Annotated in this window: 10 protein-coding genes and 1 tRNA gene; 5 read left to right on the top strand and 6 right to left on the bottom strand. The window is 63.4% G+C overall.

The window, feature by feature from the left end:
* Positions 1-627: a transglutaminase-like cysteine peptidase gene (locus tag PQU89_RS15405; protein WP_272766630.1), complete on the bottom strand. Its 627-nt coding sequence runs from the start codon at positions 625-627 to the stop codon at positions 1-3.
* A 243-nt stretch (positions 628-870) separates the two neighbouring features.
* Here PQU89_RS15405 and PQU89_RS15400 point away from each other — a divergent pair, with 243 nt between their 5' ends.
* Positions 871-2,733 carry a TolC family outer membrane protein gene (locus PQU89_RS15400; protein WP_308446599.1) on the top strand — a complete coding sequence of 621 codons (1,863 nt, stop codon included), beginning with the start codon at positions 871-873 and terminating at the stop codon, positions 2,731-2,733.
* An 85-nt stretch (positions 2,734-2,818) separates the two neighbouring features.
* Here PQU89_RS15400 and PQU89_RS15395 read toward each other — a convergent pair whose 3' ends face one another.
* The 3 genes from PQU89_RS15395 to rsmI form a co-directional block, all read right to left on the bottom strand.
* Positions 2,819-3,589, bottom strand: coding sequence for a TatD family hydrolase (locus tag PQU89_RS15395; protein WP_272766588.1), 771 nt, complete (start codon positions 3,587-3,589; stop codon positions 2,819-2,821).
* A 355-nt stretch (positions 3,590-3,944) separates the two neighbouring features.
* A tRNA-Leu gene (locus PQU89_RS15390) sits at positions 3,945-4,029 on the bottom strand.
* A gap of 50 nt (positions 4,030-4,079) precedes the next feature.
* Positions 4,080-4,952, bottom strand: coding sequence for a 16S rRNA (cytidine(1402)-2'-O)-methyltransferase (gene rsmI, locus PQU89_RS15385; RefSeq protein WP_272766587.1), 873 nt, complete (start codon positions 4,950-4,952; stop codon positions 4,080-4,082).
* A gap of 60 nt (positions 4,953-5,012) precedes the next feature.
* Here rsmI and PQU89_RS15380 point away from each other — a divergent pair, with 60 nt between their 5' ends.
* The 4 genes from PQU89_RS15380 to PQU89_RS15365 are packed head-to-tail and all read left to right on the top strand — an operon-like array spanning position 5,013 to position 7,637.
* Positions 5,013-6,086: a penicillin-binding protein activator gene (locus PQU89_RS15380; protein ID WP_272766586.1), complete on the top strand. Its 1,074-nt coding sequence runs from the start codon at positions 5,013-5,015 to the stop codon at positions 6,084-6,086.
* On the top strand, positions 6,083-6,421 hold the full coding sequence (locus tag PQU89_RS15375) for a YraN family protein (RefSeq protein WP_272766585.1): 339 nt from the start codon (positions 6,083-6,085) through the stop codon (positions 6,419-6,421). Before PQU89_RS15380 ends, PQU89_RS15375 begins: the two co-directional genes overlap by 4 nt.
* Before the next feature lie 23 nt (positions 6,422-6,444).
* A complete protein-coding gene (locus tag PQU89_RS15370; protein ID WP_047968209.1) occupies positions 6,445-7,035 on the top strand; it encodes a phosphoheptose isomerase in 591 nt (196 codons plus the stop codon).
* Positions 7,035-7,637 (top strand): BON domain-containing protein, encoded by a 603-nt coding sequence (locus PQU89_RS15365; RefSeq protein ID WP_272766584.1) that lies wholly within the window; start codon positions 7,035-7,037, stop codon positions 7,635-7,637. The genes PQU89_RS15370 and PQU89_RS15365 overlap by 1 nt, the downstream gene beginning before the upstream one ends.
* 63 nt (positions 7,638-7,700) lie before the next feature.
* Here the strand turns inward: PQU89_RS15365 and PQU89_RS15360 are convergent, their stop codons facing one another.
* Both PQU89_RS15360 and PQU89_RS15355 read right to left on the bottom strand, forming a co-directional pair.
* A complete protein-coding gene (locus tag PQU89_RS15360; RefSeq protein ID WP_272766583.1) occupies positions 7,701-8,891 on the bottom strand; it encodes a sensor domain-containing phosphodiesterase in 1,191 nt (396 codons plus the stop codon).
* Between the two features lie 193 nt (positions 8,892-9,084).
* Positions 9,085-11,882: Calx-beta domain-containing protein (locus PQU89_RS15355; RefSeq protein WP_272766582.1), on the bottom strand; the 2,798-nt coding region annotated here is incomplete at its 5' end.

Here is an 11,882-nt window from a genome sequence, read left to right as displayed (position 1 = left end):
TCAGGTAATAAAGCCTTCGGCCTTCATTTTGTCGATCAACTGTCGCCAGCGGGTCAGCCGGTCGACACTGGAGTTGGGGGCCGCGCCAGCGCCGACCCAGATGCCGTCGGCGTTAAAGCTGAACACCGGCTGCAAGTCGCTACGCTGCGAGGCAGGTTTGATGCTGGAAATCAGGTTGTCCAGCACCAGCGGCTCGGCGGTCGGCTCGGCATAGTATGCCAGCACCATGTGTGCCTGGGTGATGGTGCTGGCCGGGCCGCCGATGCGGGCACGGACATAGATCATGCGCAGTTTCTGCGGTGCCACGCCCAGCTCGCGCAGGGTGAAGTACTTGGCCAGCGCAAAGTCCTCGCAGTCGCCGGCCCCCTTGGCCATGCTTTCCAGCGGCGTCGCCCAGTAGTCCGCTTGCCGCCACAAGTCCGCATCTTCAACGTATTTTAATTTCTGATTAAAGAATTGATTTACGTTCTGCACGCGATTGATTTCATTGCTATCGCGACGCAGTTGCAACAGCAGTTGCTGCCAGTCGCGGTAAACACGCAGCGCCTGTACGCCGTACAGCTGCTGCACCCGCTCCGCACTCAGTTCCGCCAGCACCAGCCCGGCCAGCGCCAGCAGCAAAGGCACGGCCAGCAAGGCTCTCCTCCAACACCGGGATAACGTTGCCGCGCAGACTGCGATCTTGTGAATGAAGCTGTTGCCAAGCATGCGGGCCGTGACCTGTGTGGAAATCCGCCTATCTATACTGTCAATGGTGAACTATCTTTCCCTTGACACTGCTTAAATCACTTCCGACAATACATTGTCTTAAGGTAATATTGAATTACTTGCAACTGACCGATTAATAATTACTGGCATGTCGAGGCTATCATGAACTTCCGCCGCAAACACCTCTACGGTTGTACCCTGGCCGCATTATTGACCATGGTTATCCCTTCCGCATCCTTTGCGCTCGAATTAAAGGATGCCATCACGCAAACGGTGCAAAACAACGCGGAAGTGGGCATGAAGTGGTACAACTTCCGCGCCACCGCGGAAGAAAAGGGTGTCGCCAGTGCCGGCTTCTTCCCTACCGTCGACCTCAGCTACAACACCGGTCGCGAGCGCCTGCGCGAGCCGCAGACTGACGGTTCCGTCAACAGCCGTACGTTCAACCGTCATGGCTACACCGCCACGCTGAACCAGAACCTGTTCCAGGGTTTCATGACCGTGAACCAGGTCAAGCAGCTGGACTATACCAGCCGCGCCCGCTATTTCGAGTACCTGGCCGCCGCCGAACAGCAGAGTCTGGAAGCGTCGCGCACCTTCATCGACGTGGTGCGCTACAGCAAGCTGGTTGAGATCGCCGAAGACAACTACGCCATCCACAAGGGCATCTACGAACAGATCCTGCAGCGCGTGACGCAAGGCGTCGGCCGCCGCGTGGATCTGGAACAGATCAACGGCCGTCTCGGTCTGGCCGAATCCAACCTGATCAACGAGATTTCCAACCTGCACGATGTCTCGGCGCGTTACGCCCGCATCATCGGCGAGGCACCGCCGGCAGAACTGAAGCTGCCGGTGCTGGACCTGGGCCTGCTGCCGGCCGGCGACCAGGTGATGCCGCTGGCGGACAAGAACAACCCGACGCTGCTGGCTGCCCGTTCCTTCTACCGCGCGGCCGAAGCGGATGTACGCGTCCGTCGCGGCGCCTTCTCGCCGACGCTGGACCTGCGCGCCACCAAGGACATCACCCATAACGAAGACGGCATCAAGGGCCGCAATTCGCAGCAGGCGGTGGAACTGATCCTGAACATGAACCTGTTCCGTGGCGGCGCCGACCGCGCCCGCCTGGCCTCCTCCGCCGAACGCCAGAGCGAAGCCGAAGCACTGGGCATCAAGGCCTGCCGCGACATGCGCCAGCAGGTCAGCATCGCCTACAACGACGTGTCGAAGCTGACCAGCCAGCTCGACTCGCTGCGCCAGCACCAGCTGTCCACCGAAAAGGCGCGCGACGCCTATCGTCGCCAGTTCGACATCGGCCAGCGTACCCTGCTTGACCTGCTGGACAGCGAAAACGAACTGTTCGACGCCCGCCGCGAGCTGCTCAACGCCGAGCTGAACCAGCAACTGGCAATCTACCGCGTACTGGGTGAATCCGGCCGCCTGCTGGAAGTGATGCAGATCAAGCCACAGGACAGCTCGCTGGCCAGCGTCGACGACCTGACCGTACCGGCCTGCCCGTCCGACTACACCCCAGCCTCGCCGCTGGACAAGAGCAAGATCGCCGCCAAGTCCTTTACCGACGACACCATCGTCGCCAAGACCACCCCGTCGGCCATCGAGCGCAATGTCTCGGTGAACGTGCAGGTGCAGTTTGATCTGGATTCGGCTCGCATCCGCCCAGAAAGCAACCCGACCCTGGACCAGCTGGCCAGCACCCTGCTGATGCCGGAGCTGGGCAGCAAGCGCTTCGTGGTGGAAGGCCATACCGACACCACCGGTGGCGCCAGCCATAACCTGCCGCTGTCGCAGCGTCGTGCCGCCGCGGTACGCGACTACCTGATCACCAAGGGCGTGCCGGCGGACCGTCTGGACAGCGTCGGCTACGGCAGCAGCAAGTTGCTGCCGAACCTGGCACCGACCGATCCTAGCCACCGCCGCGTGGTGGTGACCTTCCAGGAACAGGCACCGATGGGTGCGGTGAAACCGAAGGCCGCCGTCAAACGCCGCGTCGCCAAGCCGAAACCATAAACATAAGTAGTGCAGCCCAACGCCAAGTGGCCGGTTAATCCGGCCACTTTTTTTACGTCCACCTCGCGGGCAAGCGGCGCCGGCGCTACGGCACCAGCATGGCCGGGAACACCCGCGCCGCGTTTGCGGCCGTCGCGGCGGCGATGTCGGCCAGCGGCACACCGCGCAGCGCGGCCAGCACCGTGGCAATCCTGGGCAGGTTGTCCGGTGTATTCGGTACCGCCGGTGCCCACTCCGGCGGGATGTCCGGGCCATCGGTCTCCAGCACGATCGCCGACAGTGGCAGCGTTGCGGCCAACCTGCGGATGCGTTGCGAACCCTGGTAGGTCATCGCGCCGCCAAAACCGAGGCAGAAGCCCAGATCAATAAAGGCATTCGCCTGCTGCAGGCTGCCGTTGAAGGCGTGCACCACGCCGCCACGAACCTTGTGCTGGCGCAGGTATTTGAGGATGCGGTCATGCGAACGGCGCGCATGCAGGATCACCGGCAGCTCGAAGCGGCGCGCCAGCTTCAGCTGCGCCTGCAACCAGTATTCCTGCTGCTGCGGATCCAGCCCCGGCACAAAGAAATCCAGCCCGCACTCGCCGACCGCAACCGGACGTTGCCGCGCCAGGTAGTCGGCCAGCAGTTCCAGATGTTCATCCCGATGCCGCGCCAGATACAGCGGATGCAGCCCGAAGGCGACATCGACGCCGAACTGTTCCCGCATCGCCAGCACTTCGTCAAAGGTATCCGCCATCACCGCCGGCACGATGGCATGGCTGACACCGCCAGCGCGGGCCTGTTGCCACAGCTGCGCACGGTTGGCCGCAAACTCCGCCGCATCCAGATGCAAGTGGGTATCGACAAGTGACATGGAGAATCCTGTTCCGGATGAATTAAGCAGGCCGCCGATAACCTGTTCCGACGGCAGCGCGGGGCCGCTTGGCCGCATCAGCACGCCCCCGCTGACAGCACGGCGCGTGGCCACCCTGCGCTGTGTTATAGCCGAAGCACGACCGGCTGCCGTGATCCGCGGCACCGGAACATCGAGAGGGACTCATCCCGTGACATTCACTGTTCGTACGGCCACCATGTGAAAACGGCGACCGCGGCGCCGCCGTGGCGATCAGGGGCAAGCGACCGGGAGCCGCTGGCGGCGAAAAGCAGACAACAAAAAACCCGCAGAGCCTGTGCTGTGCGGGTTTGATGCGGTGCTTCAGATTTTTTCGTGGTGCCCGGGGCCGGACTCGAACCGGCACACCTTGCGGCGGGGGATTTTGAGTCCCCTGCGTCTACCAATTTCGCCACCCGGGCGAAAAAATCCAAGACGCGCATTATATAAGCGGCATTACGCCTTGTAAAGCTCAGTCCGCCACTTTCAGCTGCAGCGCGCGCTCGTACAGCTGCTTCTTGTTGAGGTCGTAATGCGTCGCCACAATCGCCGCCGCCTGCTTGGTCGGCAGCACCGCCGCCAGCTCGGCGAGCAGCGCCAGCGCCGGCGGTGGCAGGCTGTCCGCCGTCTGCGCCACCGGCGCGGCGGCGTCGATGATCAGCACGCACTCGCCGCGCTGCTGGTTGCTGTCGCTGCGGATGCGCTCGGCCAGTTCGGCTGCCGGCAGGCGCAGGAAGGTCTCGAAGGTCTTGGTCAGCTCGCGTGCCAGAATCAGCGGTCGTTCCGCACCGAGGGTGGCGGCGACGTCTTCCACGCACTCCAGGATGCGATGTGGCGCCTCGTAGCAGACCACCGCGTAGTCGGCGTCCTGCCATTGCTGCAGCGTCTTGCAACGTTGGCCGCGCTTGGGCGGCAAAAAGCCGTGGAACAGGAAGCGCGCGGTATCCAGCCCGCTGGCGGACAAGGCGGCGATCACCGCCGAGGCGCCGGCCACCGGCACCACGCGCAGGCCGGCGGCCCACACTGCCTGCGCCAGGCGGGCACCGGGGTCGGAAATGCCCGGCGTGCCGGCGTCCGATACCTGCACCACGATCTTGCCCTCCTGCAACCAGCGGATCACGCTGGCCGCCATTTCGCGCTCGTTGTGTTCGCGCAGGCTGACCAGTTTCTTGCTGATGCCGTAGGCGGCCAGCAGGCTGCCGGTGACGCGGGTATCTTCCGCCAAAACAATGTCCGCGGCGTGGAACCCGGCAATGGCGCGCAGTGTCACATCAGCCAGATTCCCAATCGGCGTGGCCAGCACATATAATGACCCGTTGACAAACGTTTCCTGGGCAGAATTCATCAAGTGATCAAGCATTGTCTGCACGTTTTGGCTCCCTGGTTATCCGGCACAGCCGTTTTAATGGCGGCAAGTGTAGCCGCTGCACAGTCGCCGGGCTATATCCTTCAGCAAAATCAGCAAACGCTCCGGAACATCGGCGCCAGCGCTGCCTCCGCACCGCTGGCCAGCCCTGCCGTCGCGGCCCCCGCCACGCCTGCCGCCAAGCTCAGCGACAACAAACCACGCCTGCATCTGGGGCTGCTGCTGCCGGTGGAAGCACCGCAGCTGGGTGATGCCGCCCAGGTGGTGAAGGCCGGTTTCGACGCCGCCGCGCAGCAGGACAGCAACGTCCAGCTCAGCTTCGTCGCACTGGCCAGCGAGAACGACGCGGTGAAGGGCTACCAGCAGCTGCTGGCGGCCGGCGCCAACGTGATCGTCGGACCGCTGACCCGCGAGGGTGCGGCCAACGTAGCGGCGCAGGCCAGCGTGCCGACACTGGTACTGAATACGCTGAGCAAGGCGCCGGCCGGCGGCAAGGTATGGAGCCTGTCGCTGGCGGTCGAGAGCGAAGCGCGCCAGATCGCACGCATGATGCGCGACGACGGCCGCAAGGCGCCGCTGGTGCTGTTCAATAACGATGCGCTGTCGACACGCCTGCGCGCCGCCTTCAGCGAGAGCTGGACGCAGCGTCATCCGAGCGCGCCGCTGGAACTGAACATGACGCAGCCGGACGGCGCGCAGTTGAGCACGCTGCTGGCTGGTGCCGACAGCGTGTTCCTGGCACTGGACGACAAGGAGGCCGAGGCCAGCCGTGCGCTGCTGCCGGCTGAACTGGCCGCCTACGCCACCTCGCTGATCAACACCCGGCAAGCGGCACCGGCACTGGACGGCGTGCACTTCGTCGACATGCCGTGGTTCCTGATGCCCAATCACCCGGACGCCGCCGGCATCGCCCGACCGGCCACGCCGCTGACCAAGGCCACCGAACGCCTGTACGCGCTGGGAGTGGATGCCTTCCGCCTCGGCAAGGCGCTGGGGCAGAGTCGCAATCCGGCCAGCATCCGCCTGCGTGGCGTCACCGGCGACCTGCAACTGGGCAAGGACTGGGTGATCCAGCGCGAGCTGCCGACCGCCATCCGCGGCGAGTCGCAATGAGCAAGGCCAGTGGCGACCACTACGAAGCGCTGGCCTGCCGTTTCCTGCAGCTGCAGGGGCTGACGCTGGTGGAACGCAACTGGCACTGCCGGCAGGGCGAACTGGATCTGGTGATGCGTGACGGCGCCTACTGGGTGTTCGTCGAAGTACGTGCCCGGCAATCGGCCCACTTCGGCGGCGCCGCCGCCAGCATCGGCAGCGCCAAGCAGCACAAGCTGCACACTGCGGCCAACCTTTACCTCAGCAGCAAACGCATTGATGCCCCCTGCCGTTTCGACGCCGTGCTGTTCGATGGCAGCGAACAGGCCCGGTGGCTGAAAAACATTTTCGGTTAAGCGCCACCGACCAAAGGAAAAACATGGATTTGATCGAACGTGTCAGCGGACACTTCCTTGAAAGCATCGCCATCAAGCAGCAGGTGATGGACGAGCTGTCGCCGGCCGTGGCGCTGGCCGCAGAGCGCATGGTCAGCAGCCTGATGAACGAGGGCAAGATCCTCGCCTGCGGCAACGGCGGTTCCGCCGCCGATGCGCAGCACTTTGCCGCGGAAATGATCGGCCGCTTCGAGAAGGAACGCCCGGGGCTGGCGGCGATGTCGCTGGCCACCGACAGTTCGATCCTCAGCGCTATCGGCAACGACTACGATTTCGACATGATCTTTTCCAAGCAGGTGCGGGCGCTGGGCCACCACAACGACCTACTACTGGCGATCTCCACCTCCGGCAACTCCGCCAACGTCATCGAGGCGATCTATGCCGCGCACGAACGCGGCATGGGCGTGATTGCCCTCACCGGCAAGGACGGCGGCCAGATCGCGGAAATCCTGTCACCGGAAGACATCCACCTGAATGTGCCGAGTCTGCGCACCGCGCGCATTCAGGAAGTTCATATCTTGTTGATCCATGCGCTGTGCGATGCCATCGATTGCATGCTGCTCGGAGGAGAATGATGAAAAACCGTTTGTTCGCGCTGCTGCTGGCTAGCAGCGCCGCCGCCAGTCTCAGTGCCTGCTTCCCGCTGGTTGCCGGCGGCGTTGCTGCCGGTGCGCTGGTGGCCACCGACCGCCGTACCAGCGGCGCCTATGTCGAGGACCAGGCCATCGAGCTGAAGTCGCTGCGCCAGAGCAGCGAACGCTTTGCCGGCGCCCGCATCAGCATCACCAGCTACAACCGTGCGGTGCTGATCAGCGGCGAGGCGCTGAACGAGGCACAACGCCAGGAAATCGAGATGATGGTGCGCGGCACGCCGAACGTGCAGCGCGTCTACAACCACCTGGTGGTGGCACCGGTCGCGACGCTGGCGCAGAAGAACAATGACCTGTGGATCACCACCAAGGTGCGCACCCGCCTGCTGGAAGGCAAGGGCTACCCGCCACAAGCGATCAAGGTGGTGACTGACCGCGGCGTGGTCTACCTGCTTGGCCTGGTCACCGCCAGCGAAGGCGCCGCCGCCGCCGATGTCGCCAGCCGCACCAGCGGTGTACAGCAGGTGGTCACCCTGTTCGAAACGCTGGCCGAGACGCCGGCGGCCAGCATCCAGCCCGGTAACTGAGCACCACCACGGCAAGCAAAAAGGCGACTCGCGAGTCACCTTTCTGCTTGGTGCCGGCAACGGCTACAGGCTGCGCCCCGCCCCCGGCATCAGCACGTCGCTGCACAGCACGTGCTGCACCTCGTCGATCTCGATCGCCATCGACAGCGTGACGCAGATGCGGGTATCGGTCATCGACAGGTAGGGCTCGCTCATGTACAGCACACCGGGCTGGTCGATCGCGTGCTGGAAATAGGCGCGCCGCGACCACACCGCGCCGGTGGTGTCCTCCAGCGGGGAAAAGCGCAGATTGTCCCCGTTCCCGTTGCGCCCGGAATTGAGGTTGCGCCCCTGCTGGCGGCCTTCCTGATCCAGCAGGAAGCAGCGGATCACGTCCGGCAGCTGCAACATCGGTTTTGCCGCCACCTCGAATTCGCTACCCTGCATCAGCGCGATCGCCGTCTGCACAAAGGCCTGCCGCGACAACTCCATCTGGCGACGGTTGAGCTTGCGCCGTAGCAGTTCGCGGTTCATCAGCTCGTCCCACTTGGCGTCGAGCCGCGGCGTGATCAGCTGGTCGCTGTCCGGCACCGCCGCAGGGCGTGCCACGTAGTAGCCCTGCACCAGGTCGCAGCCGGAATCCAGCGCCACCACCACGTCGGAGTCGCTTTCCACCCCTTCCACCACCACCAGCGCACCAATCTCGTGCATCAGCCGCACCAGGCGCGACAATAGGGTGCGCGTGCGCTGCTGGGTCACCGCGCTGCGCAGCAGGTGGCGGTCAAACTTGACGAAATCCGGCTCCAGGCTGCACACCCGGTCGATATTGGAATGGCCGACGCCGAAATCGTCGATCGCCAGCAGGCAGCCCTGCTCCCGCAACAGCGCCACCCCCTCCAGCAGCCGCGCATCCAGCTCGATCGCCTGCTCCAGCACCTCCAGCACCACCGACTGCGGCGCGATGCCGGACGCCACGATGATCTCGCCCAGCTGCGTCGCATAGTCAGGATCGGACAGCGTCATGGCATCGACATTGAGGAACAGCCAGCGCTGGGCATGGCCGGCGGCGGCAAAGCGCTGGCAATGCGCGGCACACACCGCCAGGTCCATCGCCACCCGCTCGTCGCGGCGGATATAGCGCTGGTACACCTCCAGCGGCGACAGCGAGACCTCGTCCTCCGACGCCCGCAGCAGCGCCTCCATGCCAACCGTGCGCCGGTGCGCCAAGCTATAGATGGGCTGAAAGTGGGAGTTCAGTACCAGGGAATCCCGCATCGGTATGTTATTCACAGCAACGCTCCGGCAAAAGTTGTACACAGACTAGCAATTGCTGTTCCAGTTTAAGTGAGGTTGGCCGCAAGCCCAACCTCGGATAACAAAAAAAGACCGGCAACTGCCTGAGATCAGCCAGTGGACTCTGACTGCTCTCAAGCCGTTGCCGGCCTTTTGTTCCCCTTTTCCCCTTGCCTCAATCCGTTTTCAGGTTGGAATTGTTTTTCAGCATGTCGATGATTTGCTGATCGGTCGCCCCCACCCCGGCCAGGGTGTCCAGTGCCACGCCGGTCAGCACAATCTGCTGATCGGTGGCAGTGCCATAGTTACTGCCGTCGAACTCACCGCTGTAACTGATCTGGACCAGCGTGTTGCTACCGTCCGCGCTGAAGTGCAGGTATTGCTGGAGATTACTGCTGTTTTCCCCTTGTAGCAGGTCGCGCAGATCGAGGGAGTCACCTTCACTGGTTTTAAAGTCGTTAACGCTGACGATATCGGTGGCCGCACCACCACCCAGCCCCTGATCACCAAGGCTCCACTTGAAGGTGTCGCTGCCCGCGCCGCCAATCAGCGTGTCATTGCCGAAACCGCCATACAGCACATCGTTGCCATCGCCGCCGTACAGGGTGTCATTGCCCAGCCCGCCCATCAGCACGTCGTTACCGGCACCGCCATACAGGGTATCGTTGCCGGCACGACCATCGATGAAATCGTCACCGGCACCACCGCTGAGGGTGTCTGTGCCGACACTACCGTAAATCATGTCATTGCCGCCCTGCACATCCAGCGTCTGTCCGGCAACCGATACCGGGCCGCTGACCGCAAACTCGCCACCATTGGTATCACTGCTCAGCCAGTCACGATCGGCATCGTTGCCCGCCGTAGCACTGTCAAAGTCTGTGGCGTAGTTATCCGCGTAGTTGCTGTGCGGTTTCACGTACTCGTCCGAGTTGATGATGTGCACGTTGGTGCTATCGGAGATGCCGCCACCAAGCAGCTGGATCTCGAACTGCCCGGTGCTGCTGCTCTGGCTCATCACTACATCGTTTTCACCGGCAGTCAGGTAGAAGCGGAACAGGGTGTCACCGTTGGCGGTATACAGTTTTTCCCAGTAGCCGGTGGTGCCGGTCGGCAAGGACGATGCCAGCAGGGAGAGCCCGGCAGCATTGATATTGTCGACCCAGATGTCCCAGTGAATGGTGCGGCCGGCGAACAGGGTGATGTTGCCGCTCTTGGCACGCAGGTCGAACGTCTGGTGCTTGGAGTCGTAGTTCATCTGCCAAGCGCCGTCATCACCGTAGAACACCGGTGGCGGATAGTCGTCATCCACGATGGTGGCGGTGGCGCTGTCCTGGTAAGTGCTGCCGTTGCTGCTCAGCGTGGCAGCGAGGGTGAAGGTTTCGTTTGCTTCGTCACTGCTGTCATCCACCGTGGTGGTGCGGATCAGCAGGTTGCTGTCGCCCGCGGCCAACGTGATGCTGCCGCTGTAGGTCGTCCAGCTGCTGCCGCCGTCACTGCTGTACTGGAAGCTGCCGGAAGCGTAGTCCGCCGGGCTCAGCGCGGTGCCGTCGGCCAGGGTCAGTTGCAACGTGCTGCCGGCGGCGGCGCCGGTGATGTGCAACTCGAAGGTAGCCAGCTGGCCTTCCGGTACGGTGATGTTGCCGCTGGCGGTGTCGCTCTCGCCGAAGAAAATTTTCGGAGTGTCGTCGTCGACGATGGTGGCGATGGCGCTGTCGCCGTAGCTGCTGCCGTTACTGCTCAGCGTGGCACCGAGGGTGAAGGTTTCATCGGCCTCGTCGACACTATCCTCTGCCGTGGTGGTACGGATCAGCAGGTCGGTATCGCCGGCGGCCAAGGCGATGCTGCCACTGTAGATGGTCCAGCTGACGCCATTATTAGTGCTGTACTGGAAGTTGCCAGAAGCGTAGTCCGCCGGGCTCAGCGCCGTACCGTCGGCCAGGGTCAGCACCAGCGTGCTGCCGGCGGCGGCGCCGGTGATGTGCAGCTCGAAGGTGGCCAGCTCGCCTTCCGGCACCAGAATGTTGCCGGTTGCCGTGTCACTCGCACCGAAGAAGATTTTCGGGGTGTCGTCGTCGACGATGGTGGCGCTGGCGCTGTCACCATAGTTGTTGCCACTGCTGCTCAGCGTGGCAGCGAGGGTGAAGGTTTCATCGGCCTCGTCGACACTATCCTCCGCTGTGGTGGTACGGATCAGCAGATCGGTATCACCTGCAGCCAAGGCGATGCTACCGCTGTAGATCGTCCAGCTGACGCCATTGTCGGTGCTGTACTGGAAGGTACCGGAAGCGTAGTCCGCCGGACTCAGCGCCGTGCCGTCGGCCAGGGTCAGCTGCAGCGTGCTGCCGGTGGCGGCACTGGTGACGTGCAGCTCGAAAGTAGCCGGCTCGCCTTCCGGCACCAAGATGTCACCGCTGGCGGTGTCGCTCGCACCGAAGAAAATGGTCGGGGTGTCATCATCAATAATGGTGGCGGTGGCGCTGTCACCATAGCTGCTGCCGTTGCTGCTCAGCGTGGCACCGAGGGTGAAGGTTTCATCAATTTCCTCCGCATTATCACCCACCGTGGTGGTACGAATCAGCAGATCGGTATCGCCTGTGGCCAACGCGATGGCACCGCTGTAGCTGCTCCAGCTGACACCGTTGTCAGTACTGTACTCGAAGGTACCGGCCGCATAATCGTCGGGGCTCAGCGCGCTGCCGTTAGCCAGCGTCAGTACTAGCGTGCTACCGGCGGCAGCAGCTGTGACGTGCAGTTCGAAGGTCGCCGGCTCGCCTTCCGGCACGGTGATGTCGCCGCTGGCGGTGTCGCTCGCGCCGAAGAAGATGGAAGGGATGTCGTCGTCGACGATGGTAGCGGTGGCACTGTCGCCATAGCTGCTGCCGTTGCTGCTCAGCGTGGCACCGAGGGTGAAGGTTTCGTTCGCTTCGTCAACGCTGTCACCGACCGTGGTGGTACGGATCAGCAGATCGGTGT

This window comes from Vogesella indigofera (assembly GCF_028548395.1).
Lineage (GTDB): Bacteria > Pseudomonadota > Gammaproteobacteria > Burkholderiales > Chromobacteriaceae > Vogesella > Vogesella indigofera_A.
This window is presented reverse-complemented; position numbering and strand designations above follow the sequence as displayed.